Source organism: Nocardioides flavus (ex Wang et al. 2016) (assembly GCF_014653115.1).
GTDB classification, from domain to species: domain Bacteria; phylum Actinomycetota; class Actinomycetes; order Propionibacteriales; family Nocardioidaceae; genus Nocardioides; species Nocardioides flavus.
In genome coordinates this window covers 34,630-52,651 of sequence record NZ_BNAD01000014.1, presented here as the reverse complement: position 1 = coordinate 52,651, position 18,022 = coordinate 34,630, and the positions used below count along the sequence as shown (strand labels likewise).

The 18,022-nt window shown below is 71.3% G+C and carries 19 protein-coding genes; 9 read left to right on the top strand and 10 right to left on the bottom strand.

All coding sequences use genetic code 11. The annotated features are described in order from the left end of the window. The first annotated feature begins 38 nt into the window (after window positions 1–38). Both IE200_RS17470 and IE200_RS17465 read left to right on the top strand, forming a co-directional pair. Window positions 39–929 (top strand): aminoglycoside phosphotransferase family protein, encoded by an 891-nt coding sequence (locus tag IE200_RS17470; RefSeq protein WP_191280765.1) that lies wholly within the window; start codon window positions 39–41, stop codon window positions 927–929. A 43-nt stretch (window positions 930–972) separates the two neighbouring features. After that, window positions 973–1,338 carry a VOC family protein gene (locus IE200_RS17465; protein WP_191280764.1) on the top strand — a complete coding sequence of 122 codons (366 nt, stop codon included), beginning with the start codon at window positions 973–975 and terminating at the stop codon, window positions 1,336–1,338. A 14-nt stretch (window positions 1,339–1,352) separates the two neighbouring features. Here IE200_RS17465 and IE200_RS17460 read toward each other — a convergent pair whose 3' ends face one another. The 5 genes from IE200_RS17460 to IE200_RS17440 all read right to left on the bottom strand — a co-directional run bounded on the left by IE200_RS17460 (window position 1,353) and on the right by IE200_RS17440 (window position 5,480). Next, on the bottom strand, window positions 1,353–1,826 hold the full coding sequence (locus IE200_RS17460) for a nucleotidyltransferase domain-containing protein (protein WP_191280763.1): 474 nt from the start codon (window positions 1,824–1,826) through the stop codon (window positions 1,353–1,355). Window positions 1,827–1,904: 78 nt separating this feature from the next. After that, entirely contained in the window at window positions 1,905–3,302 is a 1,398-nt protein-coding gene (locus tag IE200_RS17455) for an HNH endonuclease signature motif containing protein (protein WP_191280762.1), read from the bottom strand. Between the two features lie 124 nt (window positions 3,303–3,426). Beyond that, complete coding sequence (locus tag IE200_RS17450) at window positions 3,427–3,906, bottom strand: NUDIX hydrolase (RefSeq protein WP_191280761.1); 480 nt, start codon at window positions 3,904–3,906, stop codon at window positions 3,427–3,429. 16 nt (window positions 3,907–3,922) lie between these two features. Continuing rightward, window positions 3,923–4,711: a DNA/RNA non-specific endonuclease gene (locus tag IE200_RS17445; RefSeq protein WP_191280760.1), complete on the bottom strand. Its 789-nt coding sequence runs from the start codon at window positions 4,709–4,711 to the stop codon at window positions 3,923–3,925. A gap of 25 nt (window positions 4,712–4,736) precedes the next feature. After that, the gene (locus tag IE200_RS17440; protein WP_229856734.1) at window positions 4,737–5,480 is read right to left on the bottom strand and encodes a dienelactone hydrolase family protein; all 744 of its coding nucleotides are present in this window, start codon (window positions 5,478–5,480) and stop codon (window positions 4,737–4,739) included. A gap of 129 nt (window positions 5,481–5,609) precedes the next feature. On the opposite strand from IE200_RS17440, the gene IE200_RS17435 reads away from it, so the two are divergent. Then, window positions 5,610–6,569: a zinc metalloprotease gene (locus tag IE200_RS17435; RefSeq protein ID WP_191280759.1), complete on the top strand. Its 960-nt coding sequence runs from the start codon at window positions 5,610–5,612 to the stop codon at window positions 6,567–6,569. A gap of 19 nt (window positions 6,570–6,588) precedes the next feature. Here the strand turns inward: IE200_RS17435 and IE200_RS17430 are convergent, their stop codons facing one another. Further along, entirely contained in the window at window positions 6,589–7,233 is a 645-nt protein-coding gene (locus tag IE200_RS17430; protein ID WP_191280758.1) for a sulfotransferase family 2 domain-containing protein, read from the bottom strand. Between the two features lie 56 nt (window positions 7,234–7,289). Here IE200_RS17430 and IE200_RS17425 point away from each other — a divergent pair, with 56 nt between their 5' ends. Beyond that, window positions 7,290–7,940 (top strand): sulfotransferase family protein, encoded by a 651-nt coding sequence (locus IE200_RS17425; RefSeq protein WP_191280757.1) that lies wholly within the window; start codon window positions 7,290–7,292, stop codon window positions 7,938–7,940. On the opposite strand, the gene IE200_RS17420 is transcribed toward IE200_RS17425, so the two are convergent. Continuing rightward, entirely contained in the window at window positions 7,937–8,581 is a 645-nt protein-coding gene (locus tag IE200_RS17420) for a sulfotransferase family 2 domain-containing protein (RefSeq protein ID WP_191280756.1), read from the bottom strand. The genes IE200_RS17425 and IE200_RS17420 overlap by 4 nt on opposite strands. 219 nt (window positions 8,582–8,800) lie before the next feature. On the opposite strand from IE200_RS17420, the gene IE200_RS17415 reads away from it, so the two are divergent. Next, on the top strand, window positions 8,801–9,247 hold the full coding sequence (locus IE200_RS17415; protein ID WP_191280755.1) for a hypothetical protein: 447 nt from the start codon (window positions 8,801–8,803) through the stop codon (window positions 9,245–9,247). Window positions 9,248–9,283: 36 nt separating this feature from the next. On the opposite strand, the gene trxA is transcribed toward IE200_RS17415, so the two are convergent. From trxA to IE200_RS17400, 3 genes are read right to left on the bottom strand one after another with little or no spacing between them, the layout of a single operon-like run. Beyond that, on the bottom strand, window positions 9,284–9,964 hold the full coding sequence (gene trxA / locus IE200_RS21135; RefSeq protein WP_191280754.1) for a thioredoxin: 681 nt from the start codon (window positions 9,962–9,964) through the stop codon (window positions 9,284–9,286). 52 nt (window positions 9,965–10,016) lie between these two features. Next, the gene (locus tag IE200_RS17405) at window positions 10,017–10,706 is read right to left on the bottom strand and encodes an MBL fold metallo-hydrolase (RefSeq protein WP_191280753.1); all 690 of its coding nucleotides are present in this window, start codon (window positions 10,704–10,706) and stop codon (window positions 10,017–10,019) included. Continuing rightward, a complete protein-coding gene (locus IE200_RS17400; protein WP_229856732.1) occupies window positions 10,700–11,404 on the bottom strand; it encodes a maleylpyruvate isomerase family mycothiol-dependent enzyme in 705 nt (234 codons plus the stop codon). Before IE200_RS17400 ends, IE200_RS17405 begins: the two co-directional genes overlap by 7 nt. Window positions 11,405–11,567: 163 nt before the next feature. Here IE200_RS17400 and uvrA point away from each other — a divergent pair, with 163 nt between their 5' ends. The 4 genes from uvrA (at window position 11,568) to rapZ (ending at window position 18,022) form a co-directional block, all read left to right on the top strand. Next, complete coding sequence (gene uvrA / locus IE200_RS17395) at window positions 11,568–14,603, top strand: excinuclease ABC subunit UvrA (protein WP_229856730.1); 3,036 nt, start codon at window positions 11,568–11,570, stop codon at window positions 14,601–14,603. Window positions 14,604–14,643: 40 nt separating this feature from the next. Next, entirely contained in the window at window positions 14,644–15,102 is a 459-nt protein-coding gene (locus IE200_RS17390) for a Rieske (2Fe-2S) protein (protein WP_191280750.1), read from the top strand. Window positions 15,103–15,163: 61 nt separating this feature from the next. Continuing rightward, window positions 15,164–17,152 carry an excinuclease ABC subunit UvrC gene (gene uvrC / locus IE200_RS17385; protein WP_191280749.1) on the top strand — a complete coding sequence of 663 codons (1,989 nt, stop codon included), beginning with the start codon at window positions 15,164–15,166 and terminating at the stop codon, window positions 17,150–17,152. Continuing rightward, complete coding sequence (rapZ, locus tag IE200_RS17380; RefSeq protein ID WP_191280748.1) at window positions 17,153–18,022, top strand: RNase adapter RapZ; 870 nt, start codon at window positions 17,153–17,155, stop codon at window positions 18,020–18,022.

Here is an 18,022-nt window from a genome sequence, read left to right as displayed (position 1 = left end):
GTGACCAAACCTACTGCTCAGTACTAGCGTCCCGCCCGATGACTGGGATGCATGCCGACGAGGTCGCTATCGACGGGGGGACCGTTCGCAGGCTCGTGGCCGCGCAGCTCCCCAAGTGGGCGGACCTGCCCGTCCGGCGCCTGCCGCCGACCGGGACGGACAACCAGCTCTTCAGGCTCGGCGACGACCTGCTCGTCCGGATGCCGCGGGTGCCGGGGCCTGCCGAGACCGTTGCGTTCGAGCACGACTGGCTGCCCCGGCTGGCCCCGCACCTGCCGCTGCCGACCCCGGCCCCCGTCGCGCTGGGTGAGCCCGGCGAGGGCTACCCCTTCGCCTGGACGGTCGTGCCGTGGATCGAGGGCGACAACCCGACCGAGGAGACCTTCGACCCCGAGGAGTGGGCAAGCGGGCTCGGCGCCTTCGTCCGGTCCTGCCGGGAGGTGCCCGGGATGGACGGCCCGGTGACGACGGAGGGGCGCGGCGGGCCGCTGCCGGCGCTCGACGGCTGGGTCCGGAAGTGGACGGCGAGGGCCGACACGTCCGAGGTCTCCCGCGACGCGGTGCTGGCCGTGTGGGCGGACGCCCTCGACGCGCCGGCGTACGACGGGGAGCCCCGCTGGTTCCACGGGGACCTGCACGAGGGCAACCTCCTCGTGCGCGACGGACGGCTGGTTGCGGTGATCGACTGGGGCTGCGCCGGGCGGGGGGACCCGGCGATCGAGCTCAACGCGATGTGGGGCTACGTGCCCGTCGTGGCTGCCGAGACCTATCGCGACGCGGTGGGCCTCGACGACGCGGCCTACCGACGAGCACGCGGGTACGCCCTGGCGCCCGCCATCAGCGGTTGGACCTACTATCGCGAGACGGCCCCGGAGATCTCCCGCGGAGCGCTGCAGACCGTACGTCGGTTGATCGCGTCGCTGGACTGACCCGGGCGGCGGGTGCGTGCCCCCGCCCTCTACGCTGCGCGGCGTGACCCATCCGATCCAGCGTGTCGTCGGCCAGGTGTTCATCCCCGTGCGCGACATGCCGGCGGCCGTCCGGTGGTACGCCGAGCTCCTCGGCTTCCCACCGGGCGAGACCTCCCACGACGGCACCATCTTCGACATCCCGACGGACGGCGAGACCCGGCTCGCGCTCGACGCGAACCGAACGGACTTCGACACGGCCGGGCCACCGAGGTTCTTCCTGTGGACCCACGACATCGCCGCGGTGGTGGACCACCTGCGTGAGCTCGGAGTGGTGATCACCTCGGACGTCGAGGACATCGGAAGCGTCTTCTTCGTGCAGTTCGAGGACCCGGACGGCAATCCGCTGATGGTCTGCCAGCGGGCCTGACCACGCGCCATGACCTAGGGGCCGGTCACGCTCCGCAGGAGCGCGAGGTCGTGGACGTCCTGCGGCCGGGGGTCGTAGTCGGAGTGGGCCTGCAGCTGCCACGCCGCCGACACGCACCGTACGGGCCGGTCGCCCAGTGCGCCCGTGACGAGGTGCTCTCCCGGGTAGTCGAAGGTGGCGCCATCGAGCCGGGCCTGGACCCCGTTGCCCGCGGCGTCGAACCGCACGGGGTGCAGGTCGACCCACCCGCGCGGCGAGACCAGCTCGCTCCGGACCGGCCACCAGTCCGTCTCGACGAGGTATCCGAGGCCGGCGCACGCGAGCACGGCTGCGTCCCAGTCGGCAACGTCGACGGCGAGGTCGAGGTCGCGGTGCTCGCGCGTCTGGTGTCCGACCAAGGCGTCGACGCCCCAGCCGCCGAGCACCCACCAGGCGACCCGCTCGGCCTCGAGCGTGTCGAGCACGCGCATCACCTCGCCCAGTTCCACCCGGGCGACGCTACCGCTGGTAGGGCCGGCACGCCTGCGGCCCCGCCATCGTGGGGGCTGGCGGGGTGTGGGGCGGGGTCATGGTCGGCGGGGGCGTGGGATGCCGGGTGGATCGGGTGGGTCGAGCTCGGTGGTGCCGGTGTGGTCGCGGCGGTAGCGGTAGCCGTGGGGTGCCGTCCACTCGAACACCCCGGGCGCGGTGGTTTCGTATCGCCAGCCCGTGTGGGTCTTGAGCCGGTGGTGGAACCTGCAGAGGGCGGCGAGGTTGCTCGTGGTCGTCGGTCCGGGTTGGGGCCTGCCCTCGGCCTCGGCGTGCTCGTCCCACGGGACGATGTGGTCGATGTCGCAGCCGCGGGCGGGGCGGCCGCAGTTCGGGAACACGCAGGTGCGGTCGCGGAGGATGATCTGCTCGCGGATGCGGTCCGGGATGTCGTATCCCTGCGCGGTCAACGGGGTGCTGAGGTCGATGACGGGCTTGACGGTCACCTTCGTACGGGAGTCGCCACACCACGCTTCGATCTGCTCGAGGAGCACGAGCCGCTGGCTGTTCTCCATCCGACCGGTCGGGCCGAACACGGTGGTGTCGCCGGACAGGCTGGCGTCGAAGTGCGCGTGGATCACCACCTCCCGCGCGGGCGGCAGGTCCTCGCTGTCTGTTCCTGGGCCGGCGAGGTCGAGGGCGGTCTGGGTACGGGCGAGGTTCCCGAGCGCCTTGGCGCGGCGGGCGTCGAGCGACTCGGTCGACCCGAGTGCCTTCAAGGTTTCTGCACCGTGGGCCACGGCGCGGTTGAAGTCGAGGGCGTCGGCGAGGTCGACCTCGGCCTCGATGCGCATGGTGCCGGCGAAGTGGACGTCGTCGTCGTGGACGGTGACGTGGCGCGGGTCGACCGACAGGTAGCCGTCCTCCGGATCGGCTGTCGGGTCGGCGGTGGCGAGGTCGTAGCGCGTGATGCTCTCGGCGACGAGGCGGTCGAGCTGCGCGGGTCCGATCCTGCCGGCGACGGCGGCGACCTGGGCGTCGACGAACCCCGCCGCCTCACGAGTGAGGGCGGGGTTGGTGTGGATGGTGGTCTCGGCGACCGACCGCGCCCGCCACGCGGGCACGGCGCCGGCGTGGACCTGTGCCCAGAGGCGGGGGAGGCGGTGGCGCAGCTCGAGGGCGTGCCCGATGAGCTTCTTCGCCGCCGTCGTGGAGATGCCGAGGACGGTGCCGAGCTCGGCGACGCAGAACTCCGCCACCAGCGGCGCACCTTCGCCGGCGATGGGTTCCTCGTGCTCACGCCCTGGGACGGCGAACGTGGCGGCGGAGTGGATGGACTCGGGCGGGTGGAGGTCGGCCCACTGCGCAGCGAGCACCAATTGGCGAGCTGCTTCGGCGTTCTCGGTCTCCCGCGAGGCCTTGATCGAGGCGAGCAGACCGGCGGCGGTGAGGTCCTCGACCTCACCTGCTCCGGGCCCTGCCAATACTTCGATCATGTGTTCGAGTGTACGTGAGACCTCCGACACTGACCATGGCTGTGGATGCTTGGTGGCCCACGACTCTTGAGGGGTCGCGAGACGCGACTCCCTCGCTCCCCCGACCAGTGGAGAAGGGTGCGGCTCAGCCGGCCGACGCGGACGAGATGTCCAGGACGACGCGCGGGACGCCGTCGCGCAGCAGGCCGGCCAGCAGGTCACCGAGCGCCGGGGGGAAGACCGTGTCAGCCGTGTCTCGGAGCTCGTCGGAGCTCCACCAGCGGAAGCCACGCACGGTTGCCGCCTCGTGGTCGCTGAGCCGCGCCGGTGCAGGTGAGAAGTGACCGACCCGGTGGAGCAGCCAGTCCTCGTGCACGTCCACGGTGCGCCCGTCGTACTCGTAGGTGTGGTCGCGGGTCCAGACGTGGACACCCGGCGTCAGCGCCTCGAGCCCGACCTCCTCGTACGCCTCCCGTTCGGCAGCCTGCTGCAACGACTCGCCGCCCTCGATGCCGCCGCCCACCGGGTACCACGCGCGCAGTCCGGTCACCCGGTCCTCGTGGCGGATCAGCAGGACCCGTCCGCTCTCGTCGACGAGCAGGAGCTTGACGGTCTGGCGGGGCACCGGAGGAGTGTAGGAGCTACCAGGCCACCTGCTCGGCGTCCGTGACCAGCGTCGGCGCCTCCACCCCTCGCCGCCCGGCGGTGGTCAGCGTGCGCAGGCTGTCGAAGGTCAGGCCGGTGCGCTCCTCGAGCATCGCGAGAGGGACGAGATAGGTGTCGAACTCCTCCAGGAAGTCGATGCGGGCGATCCCGTCGAGGTCCTGCGACAGCACGAAGCAGCGGAACCGCGGCTCGCCGTCGACGCGGTAGACGACGACCTTCCAGTGCTCGCGCGGCAGCTGGACGATGCCGCGGTAGACGGGGTCCTCCTCGCGCAGCACGGGACCTGCGAACAGGGACAGCCGTCGGTCCTCGAGGCCCTCCAAGGCCAGGACGGCGTTCTCGAGCAGGCCCCACGCCCCGCCCCGACCGGACTGGTTGAAGTCCTGGTGCTGGGGCGTGATGTTGGTGAAGAAGAAGGAGTCGGAGCTCGCCTGTCGGGCATCGGCGAGCGTGCCCCAGAGGAGGTCCGACCGACGGGCGACGTGGCCGCGGTCGAGCTCGTTGCCGTCGTACGCCTCGTCGAGCGTCTGCTCCGACTCCGGCAGTCGCGGGTCGGCGCGGAAGCGCTCCCCGGACCGGCTGATGCTGTCGCCGGAGAAGAGCGTGAGGCCGTCGACGTTCCACGTCACCCACGAGGCCAGCCGTCTCGTGGGGTGCATCTGGAGGGTGAAGTGGGTGTAGTCGAGCACGAGGCTCCCGCCCGGCGCCTGCGGTGCTGCGAGCGGGACGTCGAGGAAGGCGGGGTCGTACCCGGTCGCGGCCATGCGTCGAGTGTGCGGCACCGGCCGGTCAGCCGTGCAGCCGCTGCCCGAAGAACTCCAGCACCGCGTCGACCGCCGCCTGCGAGCGCTGCTCGGTCACGGTCGAGTGCCCGCGGCCCGGGAGGTCGACCCGGATGAACCTGTCGCCGACCAGCGACGCCAGGGTGTCGAAGCGGGTCCCGACCAGCGGGTCGGAGGTGTACCGGACGCCCAGGACGGCACAGCCGTCGGCTGCGCGGCGGCGTACGGCCTCGGCGTCGGCGGGGGAGAGGTTGAGGTCGGCGGCGCGGCCGGGGAGGCCGATGAACGGCGTGCTGGGTTGGCACACGACAGGGGCGACAGTGGTCTCGTCCACCATCATCGCCAGCGCGAAGCCGCCGGTGAAGCACATGCCGAGCGCTCCGACCCCAGGGCCGCCGAGCTCGTCGTGGAGGTCGCGGGCCAAGGAGCGCAACCAGCCGGCGACCGGCGTGGTGACGCCGCTCGCGATCTTGGTGAACTCACGGCTGATGCAGACCCTCGGCAGCGTCCGGACGACGTCGACGTTGCTGAACTCGCGACCGACCGGGCCGAACAGGTGGGGGAGCAGCACGGTGTACCCCGCGGCGACCAGCTCCTCGCCGAAGCGGACCACCCCGGCGGTCAGCCCGGGCATCTCGTGGACCACGACCACGCCGGGGCCGACGCCCTTGCGCCAGACGGGGTGCGTCGCCGGACGTCCGGCGACGTCGGCAGTGTGCTCGCTGCGGGTCCAGGTCTCGAGTACGTCCACGGGCGGCAATCTCCCAGCCCCGTCGGCGGAGGGGAAGGGCACGTCCACCAGATCGGCGACGGCCTGTTCATTTACTGACCGCACGGTTAGGTTGCTGCCTCCCCAAGTCCCACAGATAGGACATCTCGGATGCGACACTCCCGTTCCCTGCGTGGTCTCGTGATGGCGGGCTCGATGGCCCTCGTGGCCACGACGCTCTCGGCCACCGCCGCCGTCCCGGCCACCGCCCTCTCCACCTCCACGGCGCTCTCGCCGAAGGCCGCCGAGTGCGTCGACGGTCACGCCGACGAGCACGCCGCCAATGCCCGCGTGCGCAAGAACGCCAAGGCCAACGAGCCCAAGCCGTTCGCCGGCACCGGTGAGCAGTACCTGACGCTCGACAACGCCTCGACGCTCGAGGCCGGCTCGGTGACGGTGCCGACCTGGTTCCACATCGTCACCCCGACGACCGCCACGCAGGCCGACCGCGACCGCCTCACCCAGCTCGCGACCGCGCAGCTCGACGTGCTCAACGAGGCCTACACCGGCCGTACGGGCACCCAGTCGTCGGCGGCCTCGCCGTTCCGCTTCGAGCTCGCCGGCTTCACCTACCCGGTCAACGACGAGTGGTACACCGTGACGCCCGGCGGCGTGGAGAGGGAGATGAAGGCCGCGACCCGCAAGGGCGGCAAGGAGACCCTCAACATCTGGACCGCCAGCATCGGCGACGGCCTCCTCGGCTGGGCCACGTTCCCGACCAGGAAGCTCAGCACCGACGACGGTGTCGTCATCCTCGACGAGTCGATGCCGGGCGGCACGGCCGGCAAGTACGCGCTGGGCGACACCCTGACCCACGAGGTCGGCCACTGGCTGGCGCTCTACCACACGTTCCAGGGCGGCTGCAACGGCAAGGGCGACCAGGTCGCCGACACCCCGGCCGAGGCCGGACCGCAGTTCGACTGTCCCGTCGGCGCCGACACGTGCGCGTCCCCGGGCGTCGACCCGATCCACAACTACATGGACTACACGCAGGACTCCTGCATGTACCAGTTCACCGCGGGCCAGGTCGCGCGGATGAGCGACGCCTGGAACCAGTACCGGGCGAGCTGACCCGGACGGTCCGGTCGGCTCAGAACGTGTAGCCGAAGGCGTCGAGGTCTGCTGCGTAGACCTCGGCGACCTTCGCGCGCGTCGCGTCGGTGTAGTAGTCGCGGTAGCTGCCGTGCGGCGACTTGTTGCGGTGGGGGACCCGCTCGGGCTCCCCGCCCAGGCGTCGCTCGACCTCCGCGAGGTCCTCGGCGAAGCGCTCCGTACGGCCGACGAAGTCGACCTCGCGTCCGGGCGCCCGCAGGTACTCGACCTGCGGGCGCCCGACCCGCGGCAGCTCCTCGGTCCCGCGGAGCACGAACTCCTCGAACCCGCTGTACGCCGCGGCGGCGCGCCACATGTCGTTGCCGCGCATCCTCGTCGCGGCGGCACCCTGCGGCCTGCCGCTCGACGGGCCCCACTCGCGGTCCCAGTCCTGGATCATCGACCACCACGACACCATTCGCGCCCACGGGTTGCGCACGAAGGCGAACGACCAGTAGTCGGCCGTCTGCGGCTCGGCGCGCAGGATCCGGGCGTACGGCGCGTGGCGGCCGAGGGGCGGGCGGACGCCGGGGGCCTTGCTGCGCGCGTCGGGACAGCAGCGCTCGAAAGCCACCCCCACCGAGACCCCGCCCGTCTTGGGCACGTGCACGAACAACGCGCGCCTGGAGTCGGAGATCAACACGGGCGCGAGGCTAGCCCAGCCGGGTCCGCGCCGGGGCATGCGGGATGATCGGCCGCGTGATGACGTTCCTCGAGCTCGGGCCCGGTCGGGACTTCGTGCTGCTCGCGATGCCGAAGACCGCCAGCACCAGCCTCGAGCGCACGCTCGCCCCGTACGCCACGGAGGTGGTCGCCTCGCCCCCGGGCCAGAAGCACCTGCCGGCACGCGGGTTCGTGCACACCCGGGCGCCGAGGCTGGCCGCGCAGGGACACCCGCGCGAGTCGTACGAGCTGGTGTCGATGTTCCGCGAGCCTATTGCCTGGCTCGAGTCGTGGTGGCGCTACCGCGCGCGGGAGGACAGCCGGCAGTCGACGGCCGACATGACGTTCGAGGAGTTCGCCCTGCGCTACCTCGCGGGCGACGGCCGCGCGCCGGTGCCGAAGGGGCGTCCCGCGAGGTTCATCCACGCACAGGGGGCCGTCGCGGTCGACCGGGTCCTCAGCGTCGAGCGTCCCGACGTCTGGTCGACGTGGTTCAGTGAGCGGATCGGCGTCCCGCTGGAGTTCGAGCGGCGCAACGCCTCCGACGCCGAGCGCGGCGAGCTGGCGTTCGCGACCCGCGAGGCGCTGGTCGCGCACTTCGCCCCGGAGTACGAGGTGTGGCGCCGCCTCGACGCCACGGGGGAGTGGTCCGGTGCGCGGGGCACGCCCCTGGTGAACCCGCTCTAGTCGTAGGTGTAGCCGAAGAGCTCGATGTCCTCGGCGTAGACCTCCGCGACGCGCTGGCGCGTCTCGTCGGTGTAGTAGTCGTGGTAGGTGCCGTGCTTGGACTTGTTCTTGTGGACCGGCGTCGACGGCTCGAGGCCGAGCTGGACCTGCACCCGCTGGAGGTCCTCGACGAAGTTCTCGGTGCGTCCGATGAAGTCGACCTCCCGGTTGTGCTTGGGCGCCCGGAGGTAGGTGATCTGCGGGGTGCCCACGCGGGGCAGCTCCTCGGTGCCGCGCATCACGAACTCGTCGAAGCCCGAGTACGCCGCAGCGGCGCGCCACATGGCGTTGCCGTCGCGCATCGACCCGTGCTTGACGTCCTGCGGCTTGCCGCTGCGGGGGCCGTGCCGGCGGTCCCACGCCGAGATCATGGAGTACCACGAGACCATCCGCGCCCACGGGTTGCGGACGAAGCCGAAGGTCCAGTAGTCGACGACCTGGGGCTCGGTCCTGATGATCTTGCCGAGCGTGGCGTGGCGGCCGATCGGGACGCGCGCCTTGCGGGCGTCCGGGCACGCCTCCTTGACCGTCTCCTCGACCGAGACCCCGCCCGTCTTGGGGACGTGGACGAAGAGCACCTGGCGCGAGTCGCTGATGAGCACGCGGCGAGGCTATCCCACGGCGCACCCACGCCGACCCGGTCCCCGTGAGAGGCCGGCGGAGCCGCTGGTCCAGACCACTTCTCCAGCAAACGTCAAAGAAAACCCTAGAAACCCTCAAGAAAACCGTGTCCACGTGTGAGGCTGGTGCCTGCGCCCTAGGTTCGGTCCACGGAGCCATCGTGGGGGTGGCGCCTTCCAGCGAATCGTGGGGGTTCGAGCATGTCCCAGATCAACCGCCGCACGGTCGTGCGTGGCGCCGCGTGGACTGTCCCGGTCGTCGCCGTCGCCTCGACCGCCCCGGCCTTCGCGGCATCCACCACGCCACCGGCCGTGAGCGGGTTCACCGGTTGCAAGACGCCGGGCGACCCCAACGGCCCGAACTGCCAGGGCTACCGACTCAACGCCACGATGACGGTCGACGCCCCCTACACGTGGACCGTCGTCCTCCAGCAGGTCAAGATCGACGGCGCGGACGTCACGTCCAGCCTGCAGCCGACCAACACCTACACGGTGAGCAGCTCGAACCCGGTGGTGAGCTTCCGCATCTGCACGGACAAGAGCCCGGGCCAGATCTCGGTGCAGCTCGTCTACTCGGTGTCCCGTACGGGTGTGCCGCCGGTCACCCTCACGGCCCCCGCCATGGTGGTCAAGCTGAACCCCTGCTGAGCGGTCCGTCCTGCGCCGGGATGCTCCGAGGCCGGGTCACGCCTCCAGCGGCCACCCTCGCTGGGCCCAGCCGCCGGTGCCGCCGGCGACGTTGATGGCGCTGAGCCCCTGCGCGCGCAGGTGGTCCACGACCTGACGGCTGCGACCCCCGGCCTGGCAGATCACGAAGAACGGCTTGTCCTGTGGCAGCTCCGCGACGCGGGCGGGGACGTCGTTCATCGCGATGTGCACGGCGCCGGGCACCCGGCCGCCGGCGACCTCGTCGGACTCGCGCACGTCGAGGACGTACGCCCCCTGGCTGTGCGCGGCCGCGAACTCGTCGAGGCCGACCTCGTCCTGCGGAGCGTTGGCGGCGGCCTCCTGCGCGGCGGCCACCTCCTGGCGTACGGCGTCCATGTCGAGCGCACGGGCCTGGGCGATCACGTCGGACAGCGCCTGCGGCGGCAGGGCGCCGGCCTGGTTGAACAGCAGGATCCCGTCGCGGAACAGCATCAGCGTCGGGATCGAGCTGATCGCAGCCATCTGGGCCAGCTGCTGCTCCGCCTCGGTGTCGACCTTGCCGAAGACGATGTCCGGGTTGTCCTCGGCCGCCTTCTCGAAGACGGGGGCGAACTGGCGGCACGGGCCGCACCACGCAGCCCAGAAGTCGACCAGGACGATGCCCTCGCCGCTCACGGTCTGCTCGAAGTCGGCCAGGGTCAGCTCACGCGTGCTCATGCCTCCACCATGCCACGACGCGCCACGGCCCCGGGCGCGCGGCCGTCGGGTGCTACCAGCCGCGCTCGCGCCACTCGGCGAGATGGGGGCGCTCGTCGCCCAGGACGCCGTCGTCGCCGTGCCCGGGGTAGAACCACGTGTCGTCGGGCAGCCGGTCGAAGATCCTGGTCTCGACGTCGCCGATGAGCTGGTCGAAGGCCGCCGCGTCGCCGAAGGTGGCGCCCACGCCGCCGGGGAACAGGCAGTCGCCGGTGAACAGGTGCGGGGCGGAGGAGACCTTCTCGTCCTCCAGGAGCAGGCAGATCGACCCCGGGGTGTGGCCGGCGACCGGGATGACGGTGAGGTCGCAGGTGCCGACGGGCACCGTGTCGCCGCTGCCGACGCGCCGGTCGACGCTCACGCCGGTCTGCTCCTCGATGGCGTCGGCGTCGGGGGCGCCCGCCACCACGACCGCGTCGGGGTGCGCCGCCTTGACGGCGGCGAGGGCGCGGTGGTGGTCCCAGTGCTGGTGCGTGGTGACGATCGCGGTCAGCCTGCGGTCCCCGACGAGCTCCAGCAGGCGCTCGGGCTCGGCGGCGGCGTCGACCAGCACGACCTCGTCGGTGTCGCTGCAGTGCAGGACGTAGCAGTTGTTGGACATCTCCGGGTCGACGGCGACCTTGGTCAGCGTCAGGCAGCCCAGCCGGCGTACGTCGGGGTCGCCACCGGGCGACACCTTGCCGGTGTACGGATCGGTCACCATGCCTCCACCTCCGGGAGCTCGGTCGTGTCGGACGTCAGGCCCTCGCCGGCGCCCCTGCCGGTCAGCCACCAGCCGGCGGCGGCGGACGGTCCGGTGACGACCGGACCACCTCCACCCTCGCCGTACGCCCACGTGCCGTCGAGGTCGGTGGGACGGACGACGAACGGCGCCGGGTAGGACCGCCTCGTCATCGAGTCCAGCAGGAGCGTGCGGAACCCCTCCGGCCAGTCCTCGGCCGCGTAGCCGGCGTCGAGGTCGGCATGGTGCACCTCCACCTCCCGCACGCGCATCAGGACGACGTTGGCCAGCGCGAACTCCGGCCCGCCGGGGGTCCGCTCGAACCGGCCGGTCCAGTCGCCGTCGCGCATCGCGGCCAGCGCGTCCTCGAAGCGTGTCGTCGAGGCGAGGAAACGGTCGCGCAGCTCGGCCGGGCCGGCGGCGGCCAGGTCCTCGATGTCGCCGTCACGGGCCTCGGCCGAGGCGTACATCGGCTGCGGACGTCCGCGGCGAGCGCCGTCCAGCACGCCGGCCAGGCCCTCGGCGTTGAGAGCGAGGTGGGCGAGCACGTGCGCGCGCGTCCATCCGGGGAGGAGGGACGGCGCCGCCCACGCCTCGTCGTCGAGGCCGTCCACGGTGCGCACGAGTGCCCGGTCGGCCGCCGGGAGGAGGGCGGGTGCTCGGTCGGCTGCATCGCTCACGGGACCCATCGTGCCATCTCCGGACGTCCACCCCCGAGGGTGACGGATGGGCCCGTTGTCGGTGGTGGGTCATAGTGTGGAGCGGTGCGTCGCCTTGACCGCGGCGCCCCTCCGAGGCGAACATGTGTTCGACTCCGCCGATGCCATCTCACCGAGGACCACTGTGGCCGACCAGCTCATCATCCGGGGCGCCCGGGAGCACAACCTCAAGGACGTCTCCCTCGACCTCCCGCGTGACTCGCTCATCGTCTTCACGGGCCTGTCCGGGTCCGGCAAGTCCAGCCTGGCCTTCGACACGATCTTCGCCGAGGGCCAGCGCCGCTACGTCGAGTCGCTCTCGGCCTACGCGCGCCAGTTCCTCGGCCAGATGGACAAGCCCGACGTCGACTTCATCGAGGGCCTCTCGCCCGCGGTGTCGATCGACCAGAAGTCCACCTCCAAGAACCCGCGCTCGACAGTCGGCACGATCACCGAGGTCTACGACTACCTCCGCCTCCTCTACGCGCGCGCCGGTCGCGCCCACTGCCCGACCTGCGGCGCGCCCATCGAGCGCCAGACGCCCCAGCAGATCGTCGACCGCATCCTGTCGCTCGAGGAGGGCCGGCGCTTCCAGGTGCTCGCCCCGGTGATCCGCGGCCGCAAGGGCGAGTACGTCGAGCTGTTCCGCCAGCTCCAGCAGCAGGGCTTCAGCCGCGCGCGCGTCGACGGGGAGACGCACACCCTCGACGACCCGCCGACGCTGGACAAGAAGCTCAAGCACACCATCGAGGTGGTGGTCGACCGGCTCGCCGTCAAGGAGTCCTCCAAGCGCCGGCTCACCGACTCGGTCGAGACCGCGCTCGGCCTCGCGGGCGGTCTGGTCGTCTTCGACTTCGTCGACACTCCGCCGTTGAAGGATGGCGCCAAGGACCCCGGCCGGGAGATGAAGTTCTCGGAGAAGATGGCGTGCCCCAACGACCACACCATCGACACCGACGACCTCGAGCCGCGCTCGTTCTCGTTCAACTCGCCCTTCGGCGCCTGCCCGGTCTGCTCGGGTCTCGGCACCCGGATGGAGGTCGACCCCGAGCTCGTCGTCCCCGACCCCGGTGCGACCCTGGGCGAGGGTGCCATCGCTCCGTGGAGCGGAGCGCACGTCGCCGACTACTTCCTCCGCCTGGTCAACGCGCTCGGCGAGGAGCTGGGCTTCGACCTCAACACCCCGTGGGACCAGCTGACCCCCAAGGCACGCACCTCGCTGCTCGAGGGCCACAAGACCAAGGTCCACGTGGTCACGAAGAACCGCTACGGCCGCCAGCGGGCCTACTACGCCGCCTTCGAGGGCGTCCGCCCCTACGTCGAGCGTCGCCACCGCGAGGCGGAGTCCGACACGAGTCGTGAGCGGTTCGAGGGCTTCATGCGCGAGGTGCCGTGCCCGGCCTGCCACGGCTCCCGGCTCAAGCCGGTCTCCGTGTCGGTCACCCTCGGCGCCCGTGACCAGGGCGGCAAGAACATCGCCGAGGTCTGCGCGCTGCCGATCAACGAGGCCGCCCACTACCTGCGCACGGTCGACCTGTCGGTGCGCGAGCGCCAGATCGGCGAGCGGGTGCTCAAGGAGATCCAGGAGCGGCTGCAGTTCCTGCTCGACGTGGGCCTCGACTACCTCTCCCTCGACCGGCCGAGCGGCTCGCTCTCCGGTGGCGAGGCGCAGCGGATCCGGCTGGCGACCCAGATCGGCGCGGGTCTGGTCGGCGTCCTCTACGTCCTCGACGAGCCGTCCATCGGCCTGCACCAGCGCGACAACCAGCGTCTGATCGAGACCCTCGTGCGCCTCCGGGACCTCGGCAACACCCTGATCGTCGTCGAGCACGACGAGGACACCGTGCGCGTGGCCGACTGGGTGGTCGACATCGGCCCGGGTGCCGGTGAGCACGGCGGCCAGGTCGTCCACTCCGGCTCCGTGGAGGACCTGCTCGCCCACCCCGACTCGATGACCGGCCAGTACCTCAGCGGTCGCCGCGAGATCCCCGTCCCGGCCGTACGCCGCCCCCGCACCGTCGGTCGCGAGCTCACGGTCCACGGTGCCCGCGAGCACAACCTCCAGGACGTCGACGTCAGCTTCCCGCTCGGCGTCTTCACCGCGGTCACGGGCGTGTCAGGGTCGGGCAAGTCGACCCTGGTCAACGACATCCTCTACACCTCGCTGGCCAAGCAGATCTACAACGCCCGCACCGTGCCCGGGCGGCACACCAAGATCACCGGCCTCGAGCACGTCGACAAGGTGATCCACGTCGACCAGTCGCCGATCGGGCGCACCCCGCGCTCCAACCCGGCGACCTACACCGGCGTCTTCGACCACGTCCGCAAGCTCTTCGCCTCCACGCCGGAGGCCAAGATGCGCGGCTACCTGCAGGGCCGGTTCTCGTTCAACGTCAAGGGCGGTCGTTGCGAGGCGTGCTCCGGCGACGGCACGATCAAGATCGAGATGAACTTCCTCCCGGACGTCTACGTCCCGTGCGAGGTGTGCCACGGCGCCCGCTACAACCGCGAGACGCTCGAGGTCCACTACAAGGGCAAGACGATCGCCGAGGTCCTCGACATGCCCATCGAGGAGGCCGCCGACTTCTTCGCCGCCGTGCCGGCGATCGCGCGCCACATGAACACCCTCCAGGAGGTCGGCCTCGGCTACGTCCGGCTCGGTCAGCCGGCCACCACGCTCTCCGGGGGCGAGGCCCAGCGCGTCAAGCTCGCCAGCGAGCTGCAGAAGCGGTCCACCGGACGCACCGTCTACGTCCTCGACGAGCCGACCACCGGCCTGCACTTCGAGGACATCCGCAAGCTCCTGCACGTCCTGTCCGGCCTCGTCGACAAGGGCAACACCGTCCTCGTGATCGAGCACAACCTCGACGTCATCAAGACCGCCGACTGGCTCATCGACATGGGGCCGGAGGGCGGGTCGCGTGGCGGCACGGTCGTCGCCGAGGGGACGCCCGAGGAGGTGGCGGCCGTCGCGGAGAGCCACACCGGCTCGTTCCTCGCTCCGATCCTCGAGGGTCGCGGTGCGCAGCAGCCCGGAGCGCCGCGGCGCCCGAAGGCGGTGGCGGCCGCCGCGAGCGCGAAGAGGACGGCGACGAAGAAGACCGCAGCCAAGAAGACCGCAGCCAAGAAGACCCCAGCCAAGAAGGCCCCAGCCAGGAGGACGGCGGCCAAGAAGGCCTGAGCCGTCGGGTCCTCATGGGTCCGCTGGCTAAGGTCTCGTCATGACCGCCATCGACAGACGTCGTGCCCTCGCCGGTTCCGCTGCCATCGCGGTCGGCATACCCGTCCTGGCCGCCTGTGGGTCGAACGACACGGCGACCGACCCCGCGGGCGCGGAGTCGTCCGAGCCGACGTCCGAGCCGACCTCCGGTGACGCGGGGGCGGCGGGCGGCGGGGAGGCGCTCGCGAGTGCCGCCGACGTCCCGGTCGGGGGCTGTCTCGTCGTCCCGGCCGCCAAGGTCGTCCTCACCCAGCCGACGGAGGGCGACTTCAAGGCGTTCTCGGCCGTGTGCACCCATCAGGGCTGCCTGGTGGAGACGAGCAGCGACGGGGAGATCCCGTGCCCCTGCCACGCCAGCCGGTTCTCGCTGGAGGACGGCTCGCCGATCTCGGGGCCTGCCTCCGCACCCTTGGCGCCGGTCGAGATCACCGTCGACGGCGACTCGATCACCCGCGCCTGACCGCGCATCCGGAGTGCCGGGGCGCGTCCGGGGTGTCGGGACCCGCCCGTAGGGTTGCCGGGTGGCCACGCCGAGCTCCTACCGACCTGCGCCGGGGTCGATCCCGACCAAGCCGGGGGTCTACCGCTTCCGCGACGCCAAGGGCCGCGTCATCTACGTCGGCAAGGCCAAGAGCCTGCGCCCGCGCCTGTCGTCCTACTTCCAGGACATCGGCAACCTCCACCCCCGCACCGCCACCATGGTCACGACCGGTGCGAGCGTCGAGTGGACGGTCGTCGACACCGAGGTCGAGGCGCTCCAGCTCGAGTACAGCTGGATCAAGGAGTTCGACCCGCGCTTCAACGTCAAGTACCGCGACGACAAGTCCTATCCCTGGCTCGCCGTCACCGTCGGTGACGAGTTCCCGCGGGTGATGGTGGGCCGGGGGGCCAAGCGCAAGGGCACCCGATACTTCGGCCCCTACAGCCACGCGTGGGCGATCCGGGAGACCGTCGACCTGTTGCTGCGGGTCTTCCCGATGCGCTCGTGCAGCAACGGCGTGTTCAAGCGGTCCTCGCAGATCGGGCGCCCGTGCCTGCTCGGCTACATCGACAAGTGCTCGGCCCCGTGCGTCGGCAGCGTCACCCCGGAGGAGCACCGCGAGATCGTCGACGACTTCTGCGACTTCATGGGTGGCAACACCAACGCGTTCGTCAAGCGCATCGAGCGGGAGATGTACGCCGCCTCGGAGGCCCTCGACTTCGAGAAGGCGGCCCGGCTGCGAGACGACCTCGGCGCCCTGACCAAGGCGCTGGAGAAGCAGGCCGTCGTGCTCGGCGACGGCACCGACGCCGACGTGATCGCGCTGGCGGAGGACCCGCTCGAGGTGGCGGTGCAGATCTTCTACGTCCGGGGTGGACGCATCCGCGGCCAGCGCGGCTGGGTCGCCGACCGCTCGGACGACAGCGACACCGCCGGGCTGGTCCAGGAGTTCCTGCTCCAGCTCTACGGCGGCGCCGACCCCGACTCCGGCGACACCATCCCGCGTGAGGTGCTCGTGCCGGCCCTGCCGCCCGACCACACGGTGATGGAGGAGCTGCTCGGCGAGAGACGCGGGAGCCGCGTCGCGATCCGGGTGCCGCAGCGCGGCGACAAGCGCGACCTCCAGCAGACCGTCGCGACCAACGCCGCGCAGGCCCTCGCGCTCCACAAGACGAAGCGGGCCAGCGACCTCACCACCCGCAACCGTGCGCTGGAGGAGATCCAGCAGTCGCTCGGGCTCGACGAGGTGCCGCTGCGCATCGAGTGCTACGACGTGTCCAACCTCCAGGGCACCGAGGTGGTCGCGTCGATGGTCGTCTTCGAGGACGGGCTGCCCCGCAAGTCGGAGTACCGCCGCTTCGTCATCCGCGGCGTCGACGGCCAGAACGACGTCGCCTCCATGCACGAGGTGATCACCCGTCGTTTCAGGCGTCTGCTCGACGAGCAGGCGCGGACCGAGACCGTGTCGACGGACTCGGGGCCGATGCTCGTCGATCCTGAGACAGGCCGCCCCCGCAAGTTCGCGTACGCGCCGTCGCTGGTCGTCGTCGACGGCGGCCCGCCCCAGGTGGCCGCCGCCGAGCAGGCGCTGGCCGACCTGGGCGTCACCGACGTCCCTGTCTGCGGGCTGGCCAAGCGGCTGGAGGAGGTGTGGCTGCCGGGGGAGGAGGACCCGGTGATCATGGCGCGCACCAGCGAGGGCCTCTACCTGCTCCAGCGCATCCGCGACGAGGCGCACCGCTTCGCCATCACGCACCACCGCAACCGCCGTTCCAAGTCGATGGTGGAGAGCACCCTCGACGACGTCCCGGGTCTCGGTGAGGTGCGCCGCAAGACCCTGCTCAAGCACTTCGGGTCGCTCAAGAAGCTGCGCGAGGCCGACGTCGACCAGATCGCCCTCGTGCCCGGCATCGGACCGCGCACAGCGTCTGCGATCAAGGACGCCGTCGCGCAGGCCGACGCGACCCGCAAGACTGCTCCTGCGGAACCGACCGTCAACACCGCCACCGGCGAGATCCTGGAGGACTGAATGGCAGAGCCGACCCCCGGCGAGCTCGTGATCGTCACCGGCATGACCGGTGCCGGGCGGAGCACGGCGGCCAAGGAGCTGGAGGACCTCGGCTACTTCGTCGTCGACAACCTCCCGCCGACGCTGGTGCGTGACGTCGTCCGGCTCGTCGACGACAGCCGCGGCATCGACCAGCCCATCGCCGTGGTGGTCGACGTCCGGTCGGGCTCCTTCTTCGACTCGCTCCAGGCCAACCGTCACCAGCTGGTCACCGGTCGGCCGACCACGCTGCTGTTCCTCGAGGCGACCGACGAGGTCCTCGTACGCCGCCAGGAGGCCGCGCGGCGGCCGCACCCGCTCCAGGGTGGGGGCCGGCTGCTGCACGGGCTGCAGCGCGAACGCGGGGTGATGGCCGACATCCGCGGCGACGCCGACGTGCTGCTCGACACCTCCAACTTCAACGTCCACCAGCTCCAGGACCGCATCGCCGAGCTCTTCGGCACCGCGGCGACGACGCGGCTCAAGGTCACCGTGATCAGCTTCGGCTTCAAGTACGGCATCCCGGTCGATGCGGACTGGGTCGCCGACATGCGCTTCCTGCCCAACCCGCACTGGGTGCCCGAGCTGCGTCCGCAGAACGGCCGCGATCCCGACGTGTCTGCCTACGTGCTCTCCCAGCCCGGTGCCGGCGAGTTCCTCGAGCAGTACCTCCCCGTCCTGCGCACCGTCGCGGAGGGCTACCTCAACGAGGGCAAGCGCTTCATGCAGGTCGCCGTCGGCTGCACCGGCGGCAAGCACCGCAGCGTCGCGATGACGGAGGCGATCGCCGGGCGGCTGCGCGAGGCGGGCTACGACGTACGCACCGCGCACCGCGACCTCGGCAGGGAGTGA

Coding starts and splice junctions, on each gene's coding strand:
- IE200_RS17405 (WP_191280753.1), bottom strand. CDS start 10,706: ATGGTGACCGATCCGTACACCGGCAAGGTGTCGCCCGGTGGCGACCCC.
- IE200_RS17390 (WP_191280750.1), top strand. CDS start 14,644: ATGACCGCCATCGACAGACGTCGTGCCCTCGCCGGTTCCGCTGCCATC.
- IE200_RS17455 (WP_191280762.1), bottom strand. CDS start 3,302: ATGATCGAAGTATTGGCAGGGCCCGGAGCAGGTGAGGTCGAGGACCTC.
- IE200_RS17470 (WP_191280765.1), top strand. CDS start 39: ATGACTGGGATGCATGCCGACGAGGTCGCTATCGACGGGGGGACCGTT.
- IE200_RS17445 (WP_191280760.1), bottom strand. CDS start 4,711: ATGGCCGCGACCGGGTACGACCCCGCCTTCCTCGACGTCCCGCTCGCA.
- trxA (WP_191280754.1), bottom strand. CDS start 9,964: ATGAGCACGCGTGAGCTGACCCTGGCCGACTTCGAGCAGACCGTGAGC.
- IE200_RS17435 (WP_191280759.1), top strand. CDS start 5,610: ATGCGACACTCCCGTTCCCTGCGTGGTCTCGTGATGGCGGGCTCGATG.
- IE200_RS17415 (WP_191280755.1), top strand. CDS start 8,801: ATGTCCCAGATCAACCGCCGCACGGTCGTGCGTGGCGCCGCGTGGACT.
- rapZ (WP_191280748.1), top strand. CDS start 17,153: ATGGCAGAGCCGACCCCCGGCGAGCTCGTGATCGTCACCGGCATGACC.